We start from the raw sequence: 24,539 nt of genomic DNA on the forward strand, positions 1-24,539 counted from the left end.
ATCGTGTGCGCGATTGTCTCCTCTTCGTCTCCGGACGACATCCGTTGTCAGGCTGTAGCCACGATGCTTGAGTAGAGGAGAGACGCATCAGCGATCCCCGTACAAATGACCGTATCCGCGTCCCCGAAGTCCGTCTCGTTGGTCCCAACGGCGAACAGGTTGGGGTCGTGGCGATTGATGTCGCCCTGCGCCTGGCACAGGAGGCTGACCTCGATCTGGTCGAAGTAGCCCCCACGTCCAAGCCGCCGGTCGCGAAGATCATGGATTACGGCAAGTTCAAGTACGAAGCTGCGCAGAAGGCCAAAGAAGCCCGGCGCAACCAGGCGAACACGATCCTCAAAGAGGTTCGTTTCCGTCTGAAGATTGACAAGCACGACTACGAGACCAAGCGCAAGCGCGCCGAAGGCTTCCTGAAGGCCGGCGACAAGGTCAAGGCCATGATTCTGTTCCGTGGCCGTGAACAGTCCCGTCCCGACCAGGGTGTACGTCTGCTTCAGAGATTTGCCGAGGATGTTGCGGAGTTCGGTTCCGTGGAATCGAGCCCGACCATCGACGGTCGAAACATGGTCATGGTGATTGGCCCGCTGAAGAACAAATCAGAGGCCAAGGCAGAGGCCAATGCACATAGAGCTGCTGATAAAGCAGCCAAACAGGAGGAAAAGAATGCCTAAGCAGAAGACCCACTCTGGGACAAAGAAGCGTTTCAAGGTCACTGGCTCCGGCAAGATCATGAAGCAGCAGGCCGGACTTCGCCACAACCTCGAGGTCAAGAGCACGCAGCGCAAGTCCCGCCTGAACCAGGACCAGGTTCTGGCCAAGGCCGACGTCAAGGCCATCAAGAAGCTTCTCGGCCACTAGGCCCCGTACCCCTAAAGGAATTAGAAAATGGCAAGAGTAAAGAGGGCCGTCAACGCCCACAAGAAGCGTCGCGTCATCCTTGAGCGCGCCCAGGGTTACCGCGGTCAGCGTTCACGCCTGTACCGCAAGGCCAAGGAGCAGGTCACTCACTCCCTCGTCTACAGCTACCGTGACCGTCGTGCACGCAAGGGTGACTTCCGTCGCCTGTGGATCCAGCGCATCAACGCTGCTTCCCGCGCGAACGGCCTGACCTACAACCGCCTGATCCAGGGCCTCGCCCTGGCCGGCATCCAGGTCGACCGTCGCATCCTCGCCGACCTCGCCGTCACCGAGCCCGCCACCTTCGCGGCCATCGTTGAGAGCGCCAAGGCAGCACTGCCCGCTGACACCTCCGCACCCAAGGTCGCGAAGTAGTCACACCTACTTGTACACGGGAGCGATCGCCACTGGCGGTCGCTCCCGTTTTGCATGCCCGGCGGGGCATTCTGTGGCCGGGTGGCGCGGCACCTAAACTGGATGCATGCTAGATAACCCCCGATCTCCTCGCGTGCGTGCCGTCGCGAAACTTGCGAACCGAGCCGCCCGCTCCGAGACGGGACTGTTCCTCCTCGAGGGCCCGCAGGCCGTCTCCGAAGCCCTCACCTTCCGCCCGGAACTCGTCGTGGAGCTGTACGCCACCCCGACGGCCCTCGAGCGCTACACCGAGATCGGCGATGCCGCGGTTGCCGCGGGCGTGGACGTGGAGTTCGTCACCGAGCAGGTGCTCGAGACGATGGCCGACACCGTCACCCCGCAGGGCTTCATCGCGGTGTGCCACCAGTTCCCCACCTCGATCAAGAAAATCTTCGCCAACGAGCCCAAGCTCATCGCGATCCTCGAAGAGGTGCGCGACCCGGGTAACGCGGGCACCATCATCCGGGCAGCGGATGCCGCCGGCGCCGACGCCGTGATCTTCACCGGCCGCAGCGTCGACCTGTACAACCCCAAGGTGGTGCGTTCGTCCACCGGGTCGATCTTCCACCTGCCCGTCGCCGTGGGCGTCACCCTCACCGACGTGCGTGAGCGTGCCAAGTTCGCCGGGATGCAGATCCTCGCCGCAGACATCAAGGGCGACGACCTGCTCGAGGCCCGCAACAGCGGTCTGCTGGCCGCCCCCACCGCCTGGTTGTTCGGCAACGAGGCCCGCGGTCTCACCGAGGAAGACCTGGCCATGGCCGACCGGTCAATCAGTGTTCCGATCTACGGCCACGCCGAATCGATGAATCTGGCCACGGCTGCCTCTGTCTGCCTGTACGAGAGCGCTTTCTCGCACCGCGCCTAGCATCTTTCCCGGTCGGGCGTCTATTACGTTTGGGTTACCGACCGGGCCAATGCCGCGCCAAAAGTGGTCTGGCGGGCCTTCGCGGGCCTAGGTTGGGGGGTATGGAGCCAACAGACGCATCACCGGCGACGTCCAACATCACGGTCCGCCGGGGGAACCCCTGGTCGTCATTACGGACGTCAACAAGAACTACGGCGAACTGCACGTACTGAAAAACATCACCGCCACGGTCAACCGTGGCGAGGTGGTTGTGGTCATCGGACCGAGCGGATCGGGCAAGTCCACCCTCTGCCGGGCCATCAATCGGCTCGAGACCATCGACAACGGCACGATCACCATCGACGGCAAGGAACTGCCCAAAGAGGGCAAGGCGCTCGCCCAGTTGCGGGCCGACGTCGGCATGGTGTTCCAAGCGTTCAACCTGTTCGCCCACAAGACCGTGCTCGAGAACGTCACCCTTGGCCCGATCAAGGTTCGCGGCATGAGCAAGGCCGACGCCGAGACCAAGGCCATGGCACTGCTCGAGCGGGTCGGTGTGGCCAACCAGGCCAAGAAGATGCCGTCCCAGCTGTCCGGCGGCCAGCAGCAGCGCGTCGCCATCGCGCGCGCCCTGGCGATGGATCCCAAGCTCATCCTGCTCGACGAGCCAACCAGCGCGCTCGACCCCGAAATGATCAACGAGGTACTCGAGGTCATGGTCAACCTCGCCAACGAGGGCATGACCATGATCGTCGTCACCCACGAAATGGGCTTCGCCCGCAAGGCGGCCGACCGGGTCATCTTCATGGCCGAAGGCGACATCGTCGAGGAGACCACCCCGGAGAAGTTCTTCACGAACCCCCAGAGCACGAGAGCGAAAGACTTCCTCTCCAAAATACTTGCCCACTAATCGGTCGGCGAGACACACAGCACACAGGAGGAAACCATGAGACGCAACAAGGGTCTAGTGATCTCTGCCATCGCCCTGGTCGGAGCGTTCGCGCTGAGCGGCTGCACCGATTCCGGCGCCAGCACGCCGTCGGCCGCACCCGTTGAGGAAGATGTCACGTTCGAAGAGGGCACCACCATGGCCGCCCTGAACGAAGCCGGTGAAATCACCATCGGCACCAAGTTCGACCAGCCCCTCTTCGGTCTCAAGGGCCCGGATGGCACCCCGGTCGGCTTCGATGTTGAAATCGGCAAGCTCATCGCATCCAAGCTCGGCATTGAGGCGTCCAACATCACGTGGACCGAGACGGTCTCCGCCAACCGCGAGCCGTTCATCCAGAACGGCCAGGTCGACCTCGTGGTCGCCACCTACACGATCAACGACGCCCGCAAGGAAGTTGTCTCCTTCGCCGGCCCGTACTACGAAGCCGGTCAGGACCTGCTCGTTCTCGCAGGCAACGACGCCAAGATCGCCGGCCCGGAGGACCTGGCCGACAAGAAGGTCTGTACCGTCAGCGGCTCCACCTCGGAGAAGAACATCGCGGCGTACACGACCAACATCATCGCCACCGACACCTACTCGAACTGCCTCGGCCCGCTGCGCAGCGGCGAAGTCGACGCCGTCACCACCGACAACGTGATCCTGGCCGGCCTCGCCGACCAGAACGCCGGTGAGTTCGAGGTCGTGGGCAACCCGTTCACCGCCGAGCCTTACGGCATCGGCCTGGCCAAGGACGACACCGAGTTCCGTAACTTCATCAACGACGTCCTGGAGGAGTCCTATGAGGACGGCTCCTGGGCCGCCGCCTGGGAAGCCACCGCGGGTTCCGTGCTCGAGACGCCGGAACCGCCGGCGGTCGACCGCTACTAGCCGTTCCGCACTACCGATCGGGGTGGCCGCACCGGCCGCCCCGATTGGCAGTGTTCCCCCACACGCTCGAAAAACACACAAGAGGAGGTGAGTCTTGGACGCAGTCATCGAAAACCTGCCGGTCTTTTTGGAAGGCTTCAAGAACACGCTCGGGTTACTGATTCTCTCCGGCATCGGCGCGCTCGTGCTCGGAGTGTTCGTGGCCGCCCTGCGGATTTCGCCCATCGCATCATTTCGCGCCTTCGCGACGGTGTACACCGAGCTGGTTCGCAACACCCCACTCACCCTCGTGCTGTTCTTCTGCGCGTACATCCTGCCGTACCTGCAGTTCTCACCTGGGTACTTCTTCCTGGCGCTCATCGGGCTCACCGTCTACACCTCCCCGTTCGTAGCCGAGGCACTGCGCTCGGGCATCAACGGCGTTCCCGTCGGTCAGGCCGAGGCCGCCCGCAGCGTAGGGCTCACCTTCGGCCAGTCGCTGAGCTACGTGATCATGCCCCAGGCGGTTCGGATGGTGATCCCGCCGCTGATCAACGTCTTCATCGCGCTCACCAAGAACACCTCTGTGGCCGGCGCGTTCTTCGTCTTCGAACTCTTCGGCGCCGGCCGGCAGGTCGTCAACGATCGCGGTGACGCCGTGATCGCGATTCTGCTGGCCGTCGCGAGCTTCTACCTGATCGTCACGATCACGCTCGGGCAGATCGCCGGCCGGGTGGAAAAGAAAGTGGCGGTACTCCGATGAGCTCAGTCCTCTACGACGCGCCGGGCCCCAAGGCGCGCGCCCGATCCCGGGTCATCTCCGTCGTCGGTGTGATCATCATCCTCGCCGGCCTCACCGCGCTGATCCTGGCGCTCGGTGCCCCCAAGCCCAGCGCCAACGGCGCCATCCAGCCCGGCATGTGGGACCCGACCCGCTGGGACGCCCTGCTCGACGTCGAGGTCTGGCGCACCCTCGGGCGTGGCGCACTGGCGACCCTCACCATGGCCGGAGTCGCGGCGTTCTTCGCATTGATCCTGGGTGTGCTGTTCTCGTTCCTGCGTTCGGCCGACCACGCCGCCATTCGGGTACCCACGACTATCGTCCTGGAATTCGTGCGCGGCATGCCCGTGCTGCTGATGATGCTCTTCATCCTGCTGGTGTTCTCCACCGGGTCGTTCTGGGCCGGTGTTGCGGCGCTGTCCATCTACAACGGTGCGATCATCGGCGAGGCGCTGCGGGCCGGCATCAATTCGCTGCCACGAGGCCAGCGGGAGGCCGGTCTCGCGATCGGACTGACGCCCATCTCCACCCGGTTCCGCATCGAATTCCCGCAGGCGTTCCGGCAGATGTTGCCGATCATCATCGCCCAGCTCGTAGTGCTGCTCAAGGACACCTCGCTGGCGTTCATCGTCGGTTACGAAGAGCTGCTTCGCAGTGGCCTGTACACGATGACCAACTTCTTCGGACAGCGGTACCAGTTCTCCTTCTTCCTGATCGTGCTGGCCATCTACCTGGCGATGAACCTGTCGCTGTCCTGGCTGGCCCGTGTGATCGCCCGCCGCTCGGGACCCAAGGCCGGCAAGCTTGTCGACCCGGAGCCCACGTTGACACCGAAGGACACCCTTGCGTCCACCCGAGGCAGCTACTCAACAGGTGAGACCGGGGGAGCGGGCTCGGCCTGACCCGGTAGGAACGGTCGGGTGGGGCCGGGCACTAAACTTGGGCCTCGTGTCTGTCCCCACTGAAATAACCGAATCCGCCGTCACCGCGGCCATCGATGCCGCCCTCGCGGCCATCGAAGCCGCGACCGACTCCGCCGCCCTCAAGGCCGTGCGCTCAGCGCACGTCGGCGAGGCCTCGCCGCTGGCCGCACTGAACGCCCTCATGCGCAGCGTGCCCGGCGACCAGAAGGCCGCCGCCGGCAAGCTCGTCGGCCAGGCCCGCGCTCGGGTCAATCAGGCGCTGAGCGCCCGCGAAACCCAGATCGTCGAAGCCGAGGCCACCGCCCAGCTCGCCGCCGAAGCCGTGGACGTCACCGCCGCCGCCTCCACCTGGCGTGCCGGCGCCAGGCATCCGCTGACCCTGCTGCAGGAACGCGTCAGCGACGTGTTCGTGGGCATGGGCTGGGAGGTCGCCGAAGGACCGGAGCTCGAGAGCGAGTGGTTCAACTTCGACGCGCTGAACTTCGACGAGGACCACCCGGCCCGCGCCATGCAGGACACCTTCTTCATCGACCCGCCCGAGGCCCACCTGGTGCTGCGCACGCACACCTCACCGGTTCAGCTGCGCGCGCTGCTGGGCACCGAGCCGCCCGTGTACCGCATCGCGCCCGGCCGGGTCTACCGCACCGACGAGCTCGACGCCACGCACACCCCGGTCTTCCACCAGATCGAGGGCATCGCCGTGGACAAGGGGCTCACCATGGCCCACCTGCGCGGCACCCTCGACCACTTCGTCAAGGCCCTGTTCGGCGACGAGGCCAAGGTTCGCCTGCGCCCCAACTACTTCCCGTTCACCGAACCGAGCGCCGAGCTCGACCTCTGGCACCCCACCTTCAAGGATGGCGCCCGCTGGATCGAGTGGGGCGGTTGCGGCATGGTCAACGCCAACGTGCTCCGCTCCGCCGGCCTCGACCCCGAGGTCTACTCCGGATTCGCGTTCGGCGTCGGCGTCGAACGAGCACTGATGTTCCGCAACGATGTGAAGGATATGCACGACATGGTCGAAGGCGACATTCGGTTCAGCCAGCAGTACGGGATGACCGTCTGATGCGCGTTCCCCTGAGCTGGCTCGGCGAATTCGTCGACCTCGAACCCGGCACCACCCCCGAAGCCGTGCACGCCGCCCTGGTGAGCGTGGGCCTCGAGGAAGAAGAAATCTACCGCTTCGAGCTGACCGGACCCATCGTGGTGGGCCAGGTGCTCGAGTTCGTCGGTGAGGTGCAGACCAACGGCAAGACCATCAACTGGTGCCAGGTGCAGGTCGCTCCCGAGGGCGAACTCGCCGCCGACGGCGGCCCGGCCGTCCACGGCATCGTCTGTGGCGCACACAACTTCGTCGTCGGCGACAAGGTCGTCGTGACCCTGCCCGGCGCCGTGCTGCCCGGCCCGTTCCCGATCGCGCCGCGCACCACCTATGGCCACGTGTCCGACGGCATGATCGCCTCGGCCCGCGAGCTCGGCCTCGGCGACGAGCACGCCGGCATCCTGGTGCTCGGCGACCTCGGCCTCGACCCCGCGGTCGGCACGGATGCGATCAGCCTGCTGGGCCTGGACGACTCCGCCGTGGAGATCAACGTCACCCCCGACCGCGGCTACGCCTTCTCGATCCGCGGGGTGGCCCGCGAGTACGCGCACGCCACCGGCGCCACCTTCCGCGACCCCGCCCTCGCGGTCACCGCGACGGCGTCCACCGAGGTCTTCCCGGTCTCGATCGACGACGCCGCCCCGATCCGCGGACGTATCGGCGCGAGCGTCTTCGTCACCCGGGTCGTGCGCGGCGTGGACCCCGGCAAGCCGTCCCCGGCCTGGCTGATCGCCCGGCTCAAGCTGGCCGGCATCCGCTCGATCTCGCTGATCGTGGACATCACCAACTACGTGATGATCGAACTCGGCCAGCCGATTCACGGCTACGACCTGGACAAGCTCACCGGCGGAATCACCGTGCGCCGCGCCGAGCCGCGCGAGAAACTCGTCACCCTCGACGACGCCACCCGCACCCTCAACCCTGAAGACCTGCTGATCACCGACGAATCAGGCCCCATAGGCCTGGCCGGCGTGATGGGCGGAGCGACCACCGAAATCGGCGCAGACACCACCAATGTGCTGATCGAAGCGGCCAACTTCGACCCGGTGTCGATCGCGCGCACCGCCCGCCGGCACAAGCTGCCCAGCGAGGCGTCCCGCCGCTTCGAACGCGGCGTCGACCCCGAGGTGGCCGCCGTGGCCGCCGCCCGCGTGGTGCAGCTGCTCGAGGAACTCGCCGGGGGAGTGGCCGACGGACTCGGCTCGCTGCACGACGCCACCCCGGAGCGCACCCCGATCGACCTGCCCACCGGCTTCGTCTCCGGCCTGATCGGCCTGGAGTACACCCGCGAGGAGGTGCGCACCTCGCTCGCCGAGATCGGCGCCTCGATGACCGAAACCACCGACGGCCTCGCGGTCGTCGCACCGAGCTGGCGCCCGGACCTCACCGACAAGTGGACCCTCGCCGAGGAGGTCGCCCGCATCGTCGGGTACGACCGCATCCCGTCGGTGCTGCCCGTCGCCCCGCCCGGCCGCGGCCTCACCCGCACCCAGCAGCTCAAACGCTCGGTCGCCACGGTGCTCGCCGCCACCGGCCACACCGAGGTCCTGGCCTACCCGTTCGTCGCCGAAAAGGCGAACAACCTCTTCGGTGACCCGGTCAGCAGCACGGTTCCGCAGATCAAGGTGGCCAACCCGCTCGACGGCGAAGCGCCGTTCATGCGCACGTCGATGCTGCCCGGCCTGCTCCAGATCGCGCACCGCAACCTCTCCCGCGGCTCGACCGACCTGGCGATCTTCGAACTCGGTTCGGTCTTCCGCCCGGTGGCGGGCGTCAGCTACGGCAGCGCCGTGGTGCCGCCGGCCGCCGTGCGCCCGAGTGCCGAACTCGAGGCGACGCTGAACGCGGGCATCCCGCCGCAGCCGTTCACCGCCGGCATCGTGCTTCTGGGCAACACCGTGCGGCACCAGCCCGGCCAGGCGCCCATCGCGGCATCCTGGCGCGACGCCCTCACCGCGGTCGCCCAGATCGGCCTCGCCGTCGGCCTGCCGATCCAGGTGCGCCAAGGCACACACCAGGCGATGCACCCCGGCCGCACCGCCGAACTGTTCGTGGCAACGGATGCCGGCGAGCTCTCGGTGGGCTTCGCGGGCGAACTGCTGCCCAACGTGGCCCGCGGTGCCGACCTGCCCGCGGTGGTCGCGGTCGTCGAACTGGACCTGTCCGCGGTCTTCGCCCAGGTCACCGAGGAACTGCAGGCCACCCAGATCGGCACCAAGCCCGCCGCCACCCAGGACCTCTCGCTCGTCGTCGACGCGCCGGTGCGGGCCAGCGACGTGCTCGCCGCCGTGCGCGAGGGTAGCGGTTCGCTGCTGGAGAGCATCGAGCTGGTCGACGACTACCGCGGAACGGGCATCGAAGCCGGGCAGAAGTCCCTCACCTTCGCCCTGCGGTTCCGCGCGCCGGACCGCACCCTCACCGCCGCGGAGGCCAGCGACGCGAAGCTGGCCGGCGTGCAACTCGCCGCCGCCCGTTACGGAGCGCACCTGCGCGAGTAGCGGTTGCCTGCCCTGCCGCCTCTTCCCAGCCGGGTTGAGAGGGAGCGCGGGGTCGCGGCACGCCTTAGGTCCGGCGGCACATGTTCGAACCCGTGCCGCCGGGACGAACCTGTGCCGCCGGGACTTACAGGTGCCGCCGGGACGAACCTGCGCCGCCGGGACTTGCAGGTGCCGCCGGGACGAACCTGCGCCGCCGGGACTTGCAGGTGCCGCCGGGACGAACGGGTGCCGCGAGGACTCAGGTGTGCCGCCGGGACGAATCTGTGCCGCGAGGCATCCGCCGGCCCGCGCGACTGCAGGGCTTGGCCACCGCTCACTGGGGAGCGCAACTGCGCGAGTAGCACCCCGTCGGAAGCACGTACCCGCTCGCCGAGTTGCCCCGTTCCGACGAATTGCCCCCGCACAGCGGGGCAACTCGACCGCAGCGGGGCAACTCGCGATTCTGGCGCGCGCGAGCACCCGGGTAAGTTTGAATCATGGTCTCTTCGGTAGCTGTTGCGGGTGCAAGCGGGTACGCCGGCGGTGAGCTGCTGCGTCTGCTGGCCGCACACCCCGATTTCGAGGTGCGCACTGTCACCGCGCACAGCACCTCCGGCCAGCGCCTGATCGACGTGCAACCGCACCTGCGCTCACTGAGCCACCTCGTGCTGGCCGACACGGATGCCACCACCCTGGCCGGCCACGACGTCGTCTTCCTGGCCCTCCCGCACGGCGCCTCCGGGGCACTGACCGCCCAGCTGCCGAAAGACACCCTCGTGGTGGACTGCGGAGCGGACCACCGCATGGAGAGCGAGGCCGACTGGGCCGCGTTCTACGGCGGGGACTACTTCGGCGCCTGGGCCTACGGGGTGCCCGAGCTTCCCGTGGCCGGCGGCCGGCAGCGCGATCGCCTGGTCGGAGCCCGCCGCATCGCCGCGCCCGGCTGCAACGCCAGCACCGTGGCCCTGGCCCTGGCCCCCGGCATTCTCGCCGGCGTGATCGAAGCGGCCGACATCGTCGCCGTGCTTGCCGTCGGCCCGTCCGGCGCCGGCAAAGCCCTCAAGGTGCCCAACCTGGCCGCCGAGATCCTCGGCTCCGCCAACCCCTACGCCGTCGGCGGCAGCCACCGGCACATCCCCGAGATCCAGCAGAGCCTGCGCTGGGCCGGCGCGACCGAACCGACGGTGTCGTTCACGCCGGTGATCGTGCCGATGTCCCGCGGCATCCTGGCCACCTCGACCGCCCGGTTGGTACCGGGAACGAGCGCCGCCGCCGTGCGGTACGCCTGGGAGACGGCCTACGCCGACGAGCCGTTTGTGCACGTGCTGCCCAGCGGCCAGTTCCCGCGCACCGCCGACGTGCTCGGCGCCAACACCGCCCTGATCGGACTCGCGATCGACGAGGCCGCCGGTCGCGTGATCACGGTGACCGCCGTCGACAACCTCGTCAAGGGCACCGCCGGCGCTGCCATCCAATCCGCCAACATTGCCCTGGGGCTGCCCGAGACTCGCGGCCTCAGCACGAATGGAGTTGCCCCGTGAGCGTCACAGCCCCCGCCGGATTCGCCGCCGCCGGCGTCACCGCCGGCCTCAAGAAGTCCGGTGGCCTCGACCTGGCCATCGTCGCCAACCTCGGCCCACTCACCAACGCCGCCACCGTGTTCACCAGCAACCGCTGCAAAGCCAACCCGATCATCTGGAGCCAGCAGGTCATGGCCGACGGCCGGGTGAGCGCCATCGTGCTCAACTCCGGCGGCGCCAACTGCTACACCGGCACCATCGGCTTTCAGACTACCCACGCCACCGCCGAAGCTGTCGCCGAGCAGCTCGGCGTCTCCGCGGGCGACGTCCTGGTCTGCTCCACCGGCCTGATCGGCGAGCAGCTCGACCTGGGCAAGCTCACCGCCGGGGTCTTCGACGCCGGCCTGGCCTTGAAGAACGACGCCGCCGCATCCGCCGCCGCCGGCCTCGCCGCCGCGCAGGCGATCATGACCACCGACACCCGCCCCAAGCAGGCCACCCAGGTCTCCCCGGCCGGCTGGACCATCGGCGGCATGGCCAAGGGCGCCGGCATGCTCGCCCCTGGCCTGGCCACCATGCTCGTCGTGATCACCACCGATGCGAAGCTCAGCTCGGCCCAACTGGATGCCGCGCTCCGCGAGGCCACCCGGGTCACCTTCGACCGGCTCGACTCCGACGGCTGCATGTCCACCAACGACACCGTGAGCCTGCTCGCCTCCGGCGCCAGCGGCGTCGACGCCGACCCGGCCGAGTTCACCGCCGCCCTCACCGCGCTGTGCCACGACCTCACCCTGCAGCTGCAGGGCGACGCCGAGGGCGCCTCGCACGACGTGGCCATCACGGTGCGGAACGCGGCGGCCGAAACCGAGGCCGTCACCGTGGCCCGTGCGGTGTCGCGCAGCAACCTGTTCAAGGCCGCGATCTACGGCAACGACCCCAACTGGGGCCGGGTGCTCGCCGCGGTGGGCACCATCTCCGAAGCGGATGCGGCCTTCGACCCGTACGGCATCGACGTGGCCATCAACGGCATCCAGGTCTGCACGGCGGGGGAGCCGGATGAGCCGCGCGAGCTCGTTGACCTCACCCCGCGCGCGGTCTCGGTGGTCATCGACCTGCACGCCGGCACCGCGGGCGCCACCATCTGGACCAACGACCTCACCCACGACTACGTCGAAGAGAACAGCGCGTACTCCAGCTGATGAGCATCGACCCGCTGAGCGCCGCTCCCGCCGCACCGCCGCTGGTGCCCACCCTCGACGACGTCGACAACACCCCCGCCGAAGCCAAGGTCAAGGCCGCCACGCTGATCGAAGCGCTGCCCTGGCTGAAGAAGTTCCACGATCAGATCATCGTCGTCAAGTTCGGCGGCAACGCCATGGTCAGCGAGGAACTGCAGCGCGCCTTCGCCGAGGACATGGTCTACCTGCGCTACGCCGGCATCCGCCCGGTCGTCGTGCACGGCGGCGGCCCGCAGATCTCCGCCATGCTCGCCCGGCTCGGCATCGAAAGCGAGTTCCGCGGCGGCTACCGGGTGACCACCCCCGAGGCCATGGACGTGGTGCGGATGGTGCTCACCGGACAGATCAACCGTGATCTGGTCAGCCACATCAACGCCCACGGCCCGCTGGCCGCCGGGCTCAGCGGCGAAGACGCCGGCCTGTTCCTCGGCCGGCGCCGCGGTGTGGTCATCGACGGCGAAGAGGTCGACCTCGGCCTGGTGGGCGACGTCATCGGCGTGGACCCGGAGGCCGTGCACGCGCAGCTGAACGCCGGCCGCATCCCGGTCGTCTCGTCCATCGCCCCGGACGTGGAGGTGCCCGGCCAGTCTCTCAACGTGAACGCGGATGCCGCCGCCGCCGCCCTCGCCGTAGCTCTGGGCGCGGCCAAGCTCGTGATCCTCACCGACGTGGCCGGCCTGTACAGCGACTGGCCCAACCGGGACTCCCTCGTGTCGGTCATCGACGTCGAGGCGCTCCGCACCCTGCTTCCCGATCTTGAATCGGGCATGATTCCCAAGATGACGGCCTGCCTGGACGCCGTCGAGGGCGGCGTCGCGAAAGCGGCGATCATCGATGGTCGAGTGCCGCACTCGATCCTGGTCGAAATCTTCACCGGAAGCGGCATCGGTACTGAGGTGGTTCCCGCATGACCCTGCACGAGCGCTACGCCGTAGCCATGATGAAAACCCTGTCGCCGCCCCTGGCCGTGCTGGTTCGCGGCGAGGGCTGCTACGTCTGGGATGAGAACGGCACCAAGTACCTCGACTTCCTGGCCGGCATCGCCGTCAACTCGCTCGGCCACGCGCACCCCGACATGGTCGCCGCCGCGCAGAGCCAGATCGGCACTCTCGCGCACATCTCCAACTACTTCGCCTCGCCGTCGCAGATCGAACTGGCCGAACGCCTCAAACGCCTCACCGGCGCCGGCGACGCCGGCCGGGTCTACTTCTGCAACTCCGGCGCCGAGGCCAACGAGGCCGCGTTCAAGCTGGCCAGGCTGAACACCGCCGGTGGTCGCCGCAACCGCATCCTCGCCCTGAACGACTCGTTCCACGGCCGCACCATGGGCGCGCTCGCCCTCACCGGCAAGCCGTTGATGCGCGCTCCGTTCGAACCCGTGCCCGGCGGCGTGCAGCACATCGAAACGAGCATCAGCAGCCTCGAGCGCGAAATCGACGACACCGTCGCCGCGCTGTTCCTCGAGCCGGTCAAGGGCGAGGCCGGAGTCATCGACCTGCCGGAGGGCTACCTGCAACGCGCCCGCGAACTGTGCACCCGGCACGGCGTGCTGCTGATCGTCGACGAGGTGCAGACCGGTGCCGGCCGCACCGGCAAGTGGTTCGCCTATGAGCACTCCAATGTGGTGCCGGATGCCGTCACCCTCGCCAAGGGCATCGGCGGGGGAGTGCCGATCGGCGCGCTCGTCACCTTCGGTAAGACCAGCGACCTGTTCCTCCGCGGCCAGCACGGCTCCACCTTCGGTGGTAACCCGTTCGTGACCGCCACCTCCAACGCGGTTCTCGGCGTCATCGAACGTGATGACCTGGTCGGCAACGCGGCCCGCCGTGGCGACCAGATCCGCGAGATCATCACCCGCATCGACTCGCCCTTGGTCGAGGAGGTGCGCGGCCGCGGTCTGCTTCTGGGCATCGGCCTGACCGAACCGGTGGCCTTGCAGCTGGCCGCCGCCGCCCTCGCCGCCGGCCTGATCGTGAACGCCGCGAACGAATTCAGCATCCGGCTCGCGCCCCCGCTGATCGTCGGCGACGCCGAGCTGGCCGATTTCGAGGACCGCTTCCGCGCCGCCCTGGCCAGTGTGACCAGTTCGGGTCTCGCATCCGCCACTCGGTGACCCGCAAACAGACCACTTACCACCAGATAGGGTGGAGGAATCCCGCATTACACCGAAGAATTCAGCGAAAGTGACCCCGTGACCCGCCATTTCCTGCGCGACGACGACATCTCACCGGCCGAACAGGCCGAGATCCTCGATCTGGCCCTGGAACTGAAGCGGGACCGATTCGCGGTCCAGCCCCTGGCCGGACCGAAAACCGTCGCCGTGATCTTCGACAAGTCCTCCACCCGCACCCGGGTCTCGTTCGCTGTCGGCATCGCCGACCTCGGCGGCAGCCCGTTGATCATCAGCACCGCGAGCAGCCAGCTCGGCGGCAAGGAAACCGCCGCCGACACGGCTCGGGTGCTCGAACGCCAGGTGGCGGCGATCGTCTGGCGCACCTACGGGCAGGCCGGCCTCGAAGAGATGGCCCTGCACACCACGGTGCCCGTCGTCAACGCGCTCTCCGACGACTTCCACCCCTGCCAGCTGCTCGCCGACCTGCTCACCATCCGTGAGCACCGCGGCGACCTCAACGGCCAGACTCTCACGTTCCTGGGCGACGGCGCCTGCAACATGGCCCAGTCCTACCTGCTCGCCGGCGCGACCGCGGGCATGCACGTTCGCATCGCCTCGCCGGCCGGGTACACGCCCGACACGCAGGTCGTTGCCGACGCGCGAGCGATCGCCGCGAAGACCGGCGGTTCGGTGGCCCTGTTCACCGACCCGGCCGAGGCCGTGGCCGGCGTCGACGTGGTCATCACCGACACCTGGGTGTCGATGGGCAAAGAAGAGGAGAAGTCCACCCGGCTCGACTCGCTCGGCGGCTACCGCGTCGACGCCGCCCTGCTTGCCCTGGCCAAGCCGGACGCGCACTTCATGCACTGCCTGCCGGCCGACCGTGGTTACGAGGTCACCGCCGACGTCATCGACGGACCGCAGAGCATCATCTGGGACGAGGCGGAGAACCGCCTGCACGCCCAGAAGGCGCTGCTCGTCTGGCTGCTCGCGCACAACGCGTTCTAAGCATCCGCTCGGACGCACCACCCATAAACTTGAATCACAAAGCACGTATGAAGGAGAACCATGGCTGAGCGGGTTGTACTGGCATATTCGGGTGGCCTTGACACCTCGGTGGGCATCGGCTGGCTGAAGGATGCCACCGGCAAGGAGGTCGTCGCACTAGCTGTCGACGTCGGACAAGAGGGCGAGGACATGGATGTCATCCGACAGCGCGCCCTCGACTGCGGCGCGGTGGAGTCCATCGTCGTCGACGCGAAGGACGAGTTCGCCAACGACTACATCGTTCCGGCGCTCAAGGCCAACGCGCTCTACCAGAAGCGCTACCCGCTGGTTTCCGCGATCAGCCGCCCGCTGATCGCCAAGCACCTCGCCGCCACCGCGCGTGCCCTCGGCGCCGACAGCGTCGCGCACGGCTGCACCGGCAAGGGCAACGACCAGGTGCGCTTCGAAGCCGCCGTCACCGCCCTGGCCCCCGAGCTCACCTCGCTGGCCCCGGTGCGCGACTTCGCCCTCACCCGCGACAAAGCCATCGAATACGCCGCGCTGCACAACCTGCCCATCGCGCAGTCGAAGAAGAGCCCGTACTCCATCGACCAGAACGTCTGGGGTCGCGCCGTCGAGACCGGCTTCCTGGAAGACCCGTGGAACGCTCCGATCGAGGACCTCTACACCTACACGCAGGACCCGTCGATCCCGCGCGAAGCGACCGAGGTCATCATCACCTTCGACCAGGGCGTGCCCGTTGCCGTCGACGGCAAGCCCGTCACCCCGCTCGAGGCCGTCGTGCTGCTCAACAAGCTCGCCGGCGACCAGGGTGTCGGCCGCATCGACATCGTCGAGGACCGTCTCGTGGGCATCAAGAGCCGTGAGGTCTACGAGTCCCCGGCCGGGATCGCCCTGATCACCGCGCACGAAGAGCTCGAGAACGTCACCGTCGAGCGCGACGTCGCCCGCTACAAGCGCGGCGTCGAAGCCAAGTGGAGCGAACTGGTCTATGACGGCCTCTGGTTCTCCGGCCTGAAGAAGTCACTCGACGCCTTCATCAACGACACCCAGAAGTACGTCTCCGGCGACATCCGCATGAAGCTGCACGCCGGCACCGCCGTCGTCACCGGCCGGCAGAGCACGCAGAGCCTGTACGACTTCGACCTGGCCACCTACGACACCGGCGACTCGTTCGACCAGTCCATGGCCAAGGGCTTCATCGAACTGTGGAGCCTGCCCAGCAAGATCGCGGCCCGCCGCGACCAGGCCGCGAAGTAGGCCCCGGCATGACCGGCGACACGAGTGTGAACCGTGCGGGTGAGGCGGGCGCCCTGTGGGGCGGCCGCTTCGCCGGCGGACCGTCGCCGGAGCTGGCGCGGCTGAGCAAGTCGACCCATTTCGACTGGCAGCTGGCCGGCTACGACATCCGCGGGTCGCGCGCCCACGCGCGCGCCCTCGCGGCTGCCGGGTACCTCACCGACGACGAACTGGCGGGCATGCTCGCGGGTCTCGACACCCTCGATGAGGCCGTCAATGACGGTCGGTTCCAGCCGGCCGCGACCGACGAAGACGTGCACTCGGCGCTGGAGCGCGGGCTGATCGACATCGTCGGCACCGAACTCGGCGGCAAGCTGCGCGCCGGCCGCAGCCGCAACGATCAGGTCGCCACCCTGGTGCGGATGCTGCTGCGTGACCACGCCGCGGTCATCGCCCACCTCGTCGTGGACCTGATCGACGCCCTCGCCGCGCAGGCCGAGGCGAACGAGACGGCCATCATGCCCGGCCGCACCCACCTGCAGCATGCCCAGCCGGTGCTGCTGGCCCATCACCTGTTCGCGCACTGCTGGCCGCTGGTGCGCGACCTCGAACGCTTCGCCGACTGGACCAAGCGGGCCAACTTCTCCCCGTACGGCTCCGGCGCGCTGGCCGGCAACACCCTCGGCCTCGACGCCGAGATGATCGCCACCGAGCTGGGCTTCGGCGCCATGGTGGAGAACTCCATCGACGGCACCGCCAGCCGTGACCTCGTGGCCGAGTTCGCCTACATCACGGCCCAGATCGGCATCGACCTCTCTCGCCTGGCCGAGGAGATCATCCTCTGGAACACCCGCGAATTCGGCTTCGTCACCCTGCACGACTCGTACTCCACCGGGTCGTCGATCATGCCGCAGAAGAAGAACCCCGACATCGCCGAGCTCGCCCGCGGCAAGTCCGGCCGGCTGATCGGCAATCTCACTGGCCTGCTGACCACCCTCAAGGGCCTCCCGCTGGCGTACAACCGTGACCTGCAGGAAGACAAGGAGCCGGTTTTCGACTCCATCGAAACCCTCGAAGTGCTGCTGCCCGCCTTTACCGGCATGATCGCCACGATCACCTTCCACACCGAGCGCATGGCCGAACTGGCCCCGCAGGGCTTCTCCCTGGCCACGGATGTCGCCGAATGGTTGGTCAAGCGGCACGTCAGTTTCCGGGACGCACACGAAATCACCGGCACCTTGGTGAAAGTGGCCGAGGCCGAGGGCGCCGAGCTGCACGAGATCGACGACGCCGGTCTCGCAGCGATCTCCCCGCACCTCGTACCTGAGGTGCGCGAGGTGCTCACCATCCAGGGCTCGGTCAACCGTCGTGACGGTCACGCCGGCACCGCACCGGTGCGGGTCGCCGAGCAGCGCGCCGCCCTGGTGGCCCGGGTGCACGCCCTCGCCACGGCGCTGGTCCGCTGAGAACCGGCCCACCCGCTAGAAAAAATTCGGATGCCCGCCGACCGAGACCTGTTCGCCCAGGACGCGGTCGGCGTGGCTCCGCTCCTGCTGGGCGGACTGCTCCGGCACGGTGACACCGTGCTGCGCATCACCGAGGTGGAGGCCTACCTGGCCGAAACCGACCCGGGCTCGCACGCCTTCCGGCGCCGGACCGCCCGCAACGCCGGCATGTTCGGCCCGCCCGGGCACCTCTACGCGTATTTCAGCTACGGCATGCACGTCTGCGCGAACATCGTCTGCTCACCCACCGGCGAAGCATCCGCCGTGCTGCTGCGGGCCGGCGAGATCGTGACGGGAATCGACGCCGCCCGGGCTCGTCGCGGGCCGGCGGTGGCCGACCGGGATCTGGCCCGCGGGCCGGCGCGGCTCACCCGGGCCCTCGGCATCCGGCTTGACCAGAACAGCGCCGACCTGTTCACCGAGCCCTTCGAGCTCACTCTGCCCGGCACGCCGGTGGTCGCACTCACGGGCCCGCGCACCGGCGTGGCCGGTGCCGGTGGCGGCAGCGACTACTCCTGGCGATTCTGGATCCCCGGGGACCGCTCCGTCTCCGCCTACCGCCGGCACCCCGGCCTGGACCGGGACGCCACCATTTAGGTTGGGCGCAACATAATTGTGCATAACTCTGTTACGGTGGGAGCATGGCCACCCCGCAGATGCTCCCCCTCGAGCAACAGATCTGCTTCGCGCTGTACTCGGCGTCGCGGTCGCTCACCGGGAGGTACCGCAGCCTGCTCGCGCCCCTGGGCATCACCTACCCGCAGTATCTCGTCATGCTGGTGCTGTGGGAATCCGGTACCAGCACGGTGGGCCGGCTGGGCGAGCGCCTGCAACTGGACTCCGGCACGCTGTCCCCGTTGCTGAAGCGGCTGGAGGCCCTCGGCCTGGTGGTGCGCGGGCGATCCGACCGCGACGAGAGGGTGGTCGAGGTGGCGCTGACGCCCGCCGGCGATGCCATGCGCAGCCATGCTCCGCACATCGCCGAACAGATCTGCGCGGCCACCGGCCTCCCTCCGGCCGAGCTCCTGCACCTGCAGGGGCAGATCGCTGCCCTCTCCGAGCGCGTCCGCGGGCTCACCTGAACCTTCCCGTCCCGGCCGGCTCTGCCGGCCAGTCCCACCACAACAGATCGGAAATACCTATGCCCACTCGTACCGCGCGCACCGGCTGGACCGGAACCCTCGAAGCCGGAGAGGGCCAGGTCGAGCTGACCAGCTCAGGCCTCGGCACCTACGACGTCTCCTTCCCCAAGCGCAGCGCCGACAGCGCGAACGGCTTCACCAGCCCCGAGGAGCTGCTCGCCGCCGCTCACTCGGCCTGCTACTCCATGCAGCTCTCCGCAGAGCTCGCGGCAGCCGGCGACGTCACCATCGAGGCCCTGGATGTGGCGGCCGACGTCACTCTGGGCGCCGACCCAACGGGCGGCTTCCATCTCACCGGGATCCACCTCACCGTGCGCGGCGAGGTCACGGGCATGGACAGCGAGACGTTCCTCGCCGCGGCGAACACCGCCAAGCTGAACTGCCCGGTCAGCAAGGCCCTCACCGGCGTGGAGATCACGGTGGACGCGGCGCTCGAAGCGTAGGCATCCGCAGCACAAAGCCCGGTCGGCAGGATCATCCTGCCGGCCGGGCTTTGTCGTGCGTGCGCCGGTCGCTGACCGGCAGTGGATCAGGACTGGGCGAGGCTGACCAGGACGGCGCAGGCGCACGCCCAGATGAGGCTCGCGAACGTGCCAATGATGAACCGTTCCCTGGCCTCGGAGGAGGCGAGCTCGGTGAACCGGCCCACACCCTTGATGGCCACGACCACGGCCAGGGCCTCGGGGAAGCCGGCCAGGATGGCGCCCGCCACGGCGAGGCGCTCGAGCACGCCGATCGTCAGGCCGCCGCGCAGCACCTCGTGTACCGGCGGGGGAGCCGCCGCGGTGGCTGTCCCGGTGTCGCCGACCGGTGCCGGGGCGTCCGCGCCCACCAGGATGCCGCCGTGGTTGCCCGGGGCCACCGAGTTCTTCGTGGCCAGCTGCAGGGCCAGCACCGCGGCCGGGCCGCCGCCGATCACAGCGAGGATCAGGGCCGCGAGGCCGATGACCACGCCGAAAATCGCCGGGGTCGCGCCCACAGGAACGGCGGCGAGGAGGAGCGCGGCGGCCAGCGCGGCGCCGGAGGCGATGGCGAACGGCTGCTTGCCCAGCCGGAAGGCGAGCACCGCCAGGATCAGCGAGGCCATGGTCACCAGGAGCAGGAGGACCCAGTAGAGGTAGAGCACGACTGAAAAGGAGTCAAGGATGTTCATGCGGTCGATTCCTATTCGCTGGTGTCGCGGTCGAGGTTCTGTAGCAGCCTAACGAGTGCCGGATGCGCCGCGCGCTCCACCTTCCACTGCGCCGTCTTCACCCGCTGACTGACCGCGGCGGTGGAGATGCCGAGCCGACGGGCGATGGCGGTCTGGGCCAGTCCGCTCTCGAGCAGGTCCACGGCCGCCCAGCCCTCGGTGCTGCGGCGCTGGCGCAGCAGGAGAAGCATCGACACGAGTGCCTCGACATCGGCGGTGGTCGAGGGGCCGGGGGAGCCCCCGGCGCCCGGGGGAGCGGAGCCGCGGGGAGTCGCGTCGGCGTCGGTGGGCGCCGGCGTCTCCAGTGCGAACCGTGCCTCGGCCCGTTTGGCCCTGGTCACTGCGTCCCGCGCCGCGATGAAAGCGTCGCCCGTCGCTTGCCGGGTGGTGGCCGGCAGCGGGGTGCGGATCCGGCCGATCCCCAGGCCGACACTCCAGAACCCGGTGCGGTGCAGGTCGAGCAGCACGTTGAAGGCATCGGCGGCCTCGGGCACGAGCAGCTGGATCTCATCGCCCGAGGTCTGGTCGGGTGGCAGCGCAAACGCCGCCCCGTGCCGACCCACCAGGTCGGCGATCATCTCGGTGGCGCGGTCTCGATCGTGGCGGCTGTCGATTTGATCGGCGGTAATCACAAACATGGGTTAAGCCTCCGTCCTAAATGCAGCCTAATCAAGGTTCAGGGATTAATCCAGCCCGATTCATACTGCAGGCTTGATTGTTGACGGCGTCGCCTCGCGGGGGAAACCATCCGCGCTGGTAATCTGGCAGGGTGTCAGACCCCAGCATCCTTGCCCAGCAAGCCAACGATCCCACCTTCGACGACGTCTGGGAGGAAATCACCTGGCGTGGCCTGGTTCAGGTCTCCACCGACGAAACGGCACTCCGCACCCTGCTGACGGGGGCGCCGATCACCTACTACTGCGGCTTCGACCCCACCGCGGCCAGCCTGCACCTGGGTAACCTTGTGCAGCTGTTGCTGATGCGCCGGCTGCAGCTGGCCGGGCACCGGCCGCTCGGCCTCGTCGGCGGCTCTACCGGGCTCATCGGCGACCCGCGTCCCACGGCCGAACGCACCTTGAACACCCCGGAGGTCGTCAACGAGTGGGTCGGCTACCTGCAGGCCCAGGTCACCCGCTTCCTCAGCGCCGAGGGCGAGAACGCGGTGACCCTGGTGAACAACCTCGACTGGACGGCGCCGTTGTCGGCGATCGACTTCCTGCGCGACATCGGCAAGTACTACCGGGTGGGCACCATGCTCAAGAAAGACGCGGTGAGCGCCCGGCTCAACTCCGACGCCGGCATCAGCTACACCGAGTTCAGCTACCAGGTGCTGCAGGGCATGGACTTCCTCGAGTTGTACCGCAGTCACGGCTGTGTGCTGCAAACCGGGGGGAGTGACCAGTGGGGCAACCTCACCAGCGGCACCGACCTCATCCATCGTGCGGAGGGCACCAGCGTGCACGCGATCGGCACCCCGCTGATCATCAACACCGACGGCACCAAGTTCGGCAAGAGCGAGGGTAACGCCGTGTGGCTGGACCCCGCGCTCACGAGCCCGTACGCGATGTACCAGTTCTGGCTGAACACCGACGACGCCGACGTGATCGCCCGGTTGAAGGTGTTCACGTTCCTCAGCCGTGCCGAGATCGAACGCCTCGAGGAGGCGGTGGCCGCTGAACCGTTCAAGCGGGAAGGCCAGCGCACTCTTGCCTTCGAGGTGACCAGCCTCGTGCACGGGGTTACGGCAACGGATGCGGCCATCCAGGCCACCCAGGCCCTGTTCGGCCAGGGTGACCTCGCCGACCTTGACCCTGACACCCTCGAGGCGGCCCTCCGGGCGCTGCCGAACACCACGACTTTCCCGCAGGCTCAGGTCATGCAGCTGTTGGTGGACACCGGACTCACCAAGAGTCTGGGTGAGGCCCGCCGAGCGATCGGCCAGGGTGGCGTCTACCTCAACAACGTGAAGGTCACCGATGAGGCGGCCACCGTTGAGGGTTCGGTGTTGGCCGGGGGCGTGGCCGTGCTCCGGCGCGGCAAGAAGACCCTCGCCGGCGTCTTCGTCGAGTAGACGCCCGATCGATCCCCTTGTGTGACCGGCAGGTTACGGCGGCATTGCGGGTAGGTGTCGATTTGCGACACGCCCGGGATGCTGACGGGATTGCGGGGCCCCTGGAACCCGCGTAATGTCATCTCTTGTCACCCCACAGGTGCGGAAAGCCGAAGAGCTTCCCGGCCTCAAGCGGGACCACTTCCAAGTGATGGCGGCGAATTCATTCGATCCGGCGCACTTGATGACGTTTGTTCTGCGCCAACTCTGGAGCAGTTCGTAACGACACGAAAATAGAATTACATCGAAGTGCCTCAGTGCAATGGTCAATATGGCCGGCGGCTGGGTGCGTCCGATCCTTGAGAACTCAACAGCGTGCACAATGTCAAATGCCAAAAACCTCGGTCGTAGGGCTCCTTTCTAGGGAGTACCGCGGAAGAGATTCCTTTGGAAAACATTTAAACAACAAAGCAAGTCAGTAATGATTTGTTCTGTCAGTTTCAAACTTGTGTCTTGTTCGCCTATTCCGGCGGCTAGACACACTAGATGTGCCCACTGAGCTTGCTCGGTGAGGCTATTGAACATTTACGGAGAGTTTGATCCTGGCTCAGGACGAACGCTGGCGGCGTGCTTAACACATGCAAGTCGAACGGTGATGAGGGAGCTTGCTTCTTCTGATCAGTGGCGAACGGGTGAGTAACACGTGAGTAACCTGCCCCAAACTCTGGGATAAGCACTGGAAACGGTGTCTAATACCGGATACGAGCTTCAGCCGCATGGCTAGGAGTTGGAAAGAATTTCGGTTTGGGATGGACTCGCGGCCTATCAGCTAGTTGGTGAGGTAATGGCTCACCAAGGCGACGACGGGTAGCCGGCCTGAGAGGGTGACCGGCCACACTGGGACTGAGACACGGCCCAGACTCCTACGGGAGGCAGCAGTGGGGAATATTGCACAATGGGCGCAAGCCTGATGCAGCAACGCCGCGTGAGGGACGACGGCCTTCGGGTTGTAAACCTCTTTTAGTAGGGAAGAAGCGAAAGTGACGGTACCTGCAGAAAAAGCACCGGCTAACTACGTGCCAGCAGCCGCGGTAATACGTAGGGTGCAAGCGTTGTCCGGAATTATTGGGCGTAAAGAGCTCGTAGGCGGTTTGTCGCGTCTGCTGTGAAATCCCGAGGCTCAACCTCGGGTCTGCAGTGGGTACGGGCAGACTAGAGTGCGGTAGGGGAGATTGGAATTCCTGGTGTAGCGGTGGAATGCGCAGATATCAGGAGGAACACCAATGGCGAAGGCAGATCTCTGGGCCGTAACTGACGCTGAGGAGCGAAAGCATGGGGAGCGAACAGGATTAGATACCCTGGTAGTCCATGCCGTAAACGTTGGGAACTAGATGTGGGGACCATTCCACGGTCTCCGTGTCGCAGCTAACGCATTAAGTTCCCCGCCTGGGGAGTACGGCCGCAAGGCTAAAACTCAAAGGAATTGACGGGGGCCCGCACAAGCGGCGGAGCATGCGGATTAATTCGATGCAACGCGAAGAACCTTACCAAGGCTTGACATATAGAGGAAACGGCTGGAAACAGTTGCCCCGCAAGGTCTCTATACAGGTGGTGCATGGTTGTCGTCAGCTCGTGTCGTGAGATGTTGGGTTAAGTCCCGCAACGAGCGCAACCCTCGTCCTATGTTGCCAGCACGTAATGGTGGGAACTCATGGGATACTGCCGGGGTCAACTCGGAGGAAGGTGGGGATGACGTCAAATCATCATGCCCCTTATGTCTTGGGCTTCACGCATGCTACAATGGCCGGTACAAAGGGCTGCAATACCGCAAGGTGGAGCGAATCCCAAAAAGCCGGTCTCAGTTCGGATTGAGGTCTGCAACTCGACCTCATGAAGTCGGAGTCGCTAGTAATCGCAGATCAGCAACGCTGCGGTGAATACGTTCCCGGGCCTTGTACACACCGCCCGTCAAGTCATGAAAGTCGGTAACACCCGAAGCCAGTGGCCAAACCCGTAAGGGATGGAGCTGTCGAAGGTGGGATCGGTGATTAGGACTAAGTCGTAACAAGGTAGCCGTACCGGAAGGTGCGGCTGGATCACCTCCTTTCTAAGGAGCACAGCACCTCTCCTCTGTATACAGGGAGATTCACGGTGCCAAGTCATACGAAGACGAATGTTCTTCGATGGCGCTCATGGGTGGAACATTGACATTGATGCAGAACCAATCGGTTCGATCTCAGTACTTCACTTCGGTGAATGGAAAGGGTTGGGTCAGGCGGGTTTGCATATGCAC

At 66.9% G+C, this 24,539-nt stretch carries 23 protein-coding genes and 1 rRNA gene; 22 read left to right on the forward strand and 2 right to left on the reverse strand.

The window, feature by feature from the left end:
• The first annotated feature begins 86 nt into the window (after window positions 1-86).
• The 20 genes from infC (at window position 87) to BJQ95_RS05965 (ending at window position 19,447) form a co-directional block, all read left to right on the forward strand.
• Window positions 87-671: a translation initiation factor IF-3 gene (gene infC, locus BJQ95_RS05870; RefSeq protein WP_084020755.1), complete on the forward strand. Its 585-nt coding sequence runs from the start codon at window positions 87-89 to the stop codon at window positions 669-671.
• On the forward strand, window positions 664-858 hold the full coding sequence (gene rpmI, locus BJQ95_RS05875) for a 50S ribosomal protein L35 (RefSeq protein WP_066594389.1): 195 nt from the start codon (window positions 664-666) through the stop codon (window positions 856-858). The genes infC and rpmI overlap by 8 nt, the downstream gene beginning before the upstream one ends.
• A gap of 27 nt (window positions 859-885) precedes the next feature.
• Window positions 886-1,272: a 50S ribosomal protein L20 gene (gene rplT / locus BJQ95_RS05880; protein WP_130175959.1), complete on the forward strand. Its 387-nt coding sequence runs from the start codon at window positions 886-888 to the stop codon at window positions 1,270-1,272.
• A 106-nt stretch (window positions 1,273-1,378) separates the two neighbouring features.
• On the forward strand, window positions 1,379-2,179 hold the full coding sequence (locus tag BJQ95_RS05885) for an RNA methyltransferase (RefSeq protein ID WP_130175960.1): 801 nt from the start codon (window positions 1,379-1,381) through the stop codon (window positions 2,177-2,179).
• Window positions 2,180-2,378: 199 nt separating this feature from the next.
• Window positions 2,379-3,068, forward strand: a complete 690-nt coding sequence (locus BJQ95_RS05890) for an amino acid ABC transporter ATP-binding protein (protein WP_370688389.1) — start codon at window positions 2,379-2,381, stop codon at window positions 3,066-3,068.
• Between the two features lie 36 nt (window positions 3,069-3,104).
• Window positions 3,105-3,977: a glutamate ABC transporter substrate-binding protein gene (locus BJQ95_RS05895; RefSeq protein WP_130175962.1), complete on the forward strand. Its 873-nt coding sequence runs from the start codon at window positions 3,105-3,107 to the stop codon at window positions 3,975-3,977.
• A gap of 94 nt (window positions 3,978-4,071) precedes the next feature.
• On the forward strand, window positions 4,072-4,719 hold the full coding sequence (locus BJQ95_RS05900) for an amino acid ABC transporter permease (RefSeq protein ID WP_130175963.1): 648 nt from the start codon (window positions 4,072-4,074) through the stop codon (window positions 4,717-4,719).
• Complete coding sequence (locus BJQ95_RS05905; protein ID WP_130175964.1) at window positions 4,716-5,639, forward strand: amino acid ABC transporter permease; 924 nt, start codon at window positions 4,716-4,718, stop codon at window positions 5,637-5,639. The genes BJQ95_RS05900 and BJQ95_RS05905 overlap by 4 nt, the downstream gene beginning before the upstream one ends.
• 46 nt (window positions 5,640-5,685) lie before the next feature.
• Window positions 5,686-6,726: a phenylalanine--tRNA ligase subunit alpha gene (gene pheS, locus BJQ95_RS05910; protein WP_130175965.1), complete on the forward strand. Its 1,041-nt coding sequence runs from the start codon at window positions 5,686-5,688 to the stop codon at window positions 6,724-6,726.
• The gene (gene pheT, locus BJQ95_RS05915) at window positions 6,726-9,260 is read left to right on the forward strand and encodes a phenylalanine--tRNA ligase subunit beta (RefSeq protein ID WP_130175966.1); all 2,535 of its coding nucleotides are present in this window, start codon (window positions 6,726-6,728) and stop codon (window positions 9,258-9,260) included. Before pheS ends, pheT begins: the two co-directional genes overlap by 1 nt.
• Window positions 9,261-9,736: 476 nt before the next feature.
• Complete coding sequence (gene argC / locus BJQ95_RS05920) at window positions 9,737-10,780, forward strand: N-acetyl-gamma-glutamyl-phosphate reductase (protein WP_130175967.1); 1,044 nt, start codon at window positions 9,737-9,739, stop codon at window positions 10,778-10,780.
• On the forward strand, window positions 10,777-11,958 hold the full coding sequence (gene argJ / locus BJQ95_RS05925) for a bifunctional glutamate N-acetyltransferase/amino-acid acetyltransferase ArgJ (protein ID WP_130175968.1): 1,182 nt from the start codon (window positions 10,777-10,779) through the stop codon (window positions 11,956-11,958). Before argC ends, argJ begins: the two co-directional genes overlap by 4 nt.
• Window positions 11,958-12,908, forward strand: coding sequence for an acetylglutamate kinase (gene argB / locus BJQ95_RS05930; protein ID WP_130175969.1), 951 nt, complete (start codon window positions 11,958-11,960; stop codon window positions 12,906-12,908). Before argJ ends, argB begins: the two co-directional genes overlap by 1 nt.
• Window positions 12,905-14,110: an acetylornithine transaminase gene (locus BJQ95_RS05935; protein WP_130175970.1), complete on the forward strand. Its 1,206-nt coding sequence runs from the start codon at window positions 12,905-12,907 to the stop codon at window positions 14,108-14,110. Before argB ends, BJQ95_RS05935 begins: the two co-directional genes overlap by 4 nt.
• Before the next feature lie 78 nt (window positions 14,111-14,188).
• Entirely contained in the window at window positions 14,189-15,118 is a 930-nt protein-coding gene (gene argF, locus BJQ95_RS05940) for an ornithine carbamoyltransferase (RefSeq protein WP_130175971.1), read from the forward strand.
• Window positions 15,119-15,178: 60 nt separating this feature from the next.
• On the forward strand, window positions 15,179-16,378 hold the full coding sequence (locus tag BJQ95_RS05945; protein WP_130175972.1) for an argininosuccinate synthase: 1,200 nt from the start codon (window positions 15,179-15,181) through the stop codon (window positions 16,376-16,378).
• 8 nt (window positions 16,379-16,386) lie between these two features.
• Window positions 16,387-17,823 (forward strand): argininosuccinate lyase, encoded by a 1,437-nt coding sequence (argH, locus tag BJQ95_RS05950; RefSeq protein WP_130175973.1) that lies wholly within the window; start codon window positions 16,387-16,389, stop codon window positions 17,821-17,823.
• 30 nt (window positions 17,824-17,853) lie between these two features.
• Window positions 17,854-18,459, forward strand: coding sequence for a DNA-3-methyladenine glycosylase (locus tag BJQ95_RS05955; RefSeq protein ID WP_130175974.1), 606 nt, complete (start codon window positions 17,854-17,856; stop codon window positions 18,457-18,459).
• Window positions 18,460-18,503: 44 nt separating this feature from the next.
• Complete coding sequence (locus BJQ95_RS05960) at window positions 18,504-18,944, forward strand: MarR family winged helix-turn-helix transcriptional regulator (RefSeq protein ID WP_205750004.1); 441 nt, start codon at window positions 18,504-18,506, stop codon at window positions 18,942-18,944.
• 59 nt (window positions 18,945-19,003) lie between these two features.
• Window positions 19,004-19,447 (forward strand): OsmC family peroxiredoxin, encoded by a 444-nt coding sequence (locus tag BJQ95_RS05965; RefSeq protein WP_130175975.1) that lies wholly within the window; start codon window positions 19,004-19,006, stop codon window positions 19,445-19,447.
• A gap of 86 nt (window positions 19,448-19,533) precedes the next feature.
• Here BJQ95_RS05965 and BJQ95_RS05970 read toward each other — a convergent pair whose 3' ends face one another.
• Together BJQ95_RS05970 and BJQ95_RS05975 are read right to left on the reverse strand one after the other, a co-directional pair.
• Complete coding sequence (locus tag BJQ95_RS05970) at window positions 19,534-20,157, reverse strand: hypothetical protein (RefSeq protein WP_130175976.1); 624 nt, start codon at window positions 20,155-20,157, stop codon at window positions 19,534-19,536.
• Between the two features lie 11 nt (window positions 20,158-20,168).
• Entirely contained in the window at window positions 20,169-20,834 is a 666-nt protein-coding gene (locus tag BJQ95_RS05975; RefSeq protein WP_130175977.1) for a DNA-binding protein, read from the reverse strand.
• A gap of 131 nt (window positions 20,835-20,965) precedes the next feature.
• On the opposite strand from BJQ95_RS05975, the gene tyrS reads away from it, so the two are divergent.
• Both tyrS and BJQ95_RS05985 read left to right on the forward strand, forming a co-directional pair.
• Window positions 20,966-22,267 carry a tyrosine--tRNA ligase gene (gene tyrS / locus BJQ95_RS05980; RefSeq protein ID WP_130175978.1) on the forward strand — a complete coding sequence of 434 codons (1,302 nt, stop codon included), beginning with the start codon at window positions 20,966-20,968 and terminating at the stop codon, window positions 22,265-22,267.
• 563 nt (window positions 22,268-22,830) lie between these two features.
• Window positions 22,831-24,353, forward strand: a 16S ribosomal RNA gene (locus BJQ95_RS05985).
• The last annotated feature ends 186 nt before the right edge of the window (window positions 24,354-24,539 follow it).

Source organism: Cryobacterium sp. SO1, from assembly GCF_004210215.2.
GTDB lineage: Bacteria > Actinomycetota > Actinomycetes > Actinomycetales > Microbacteriaceae > Cryobacterium.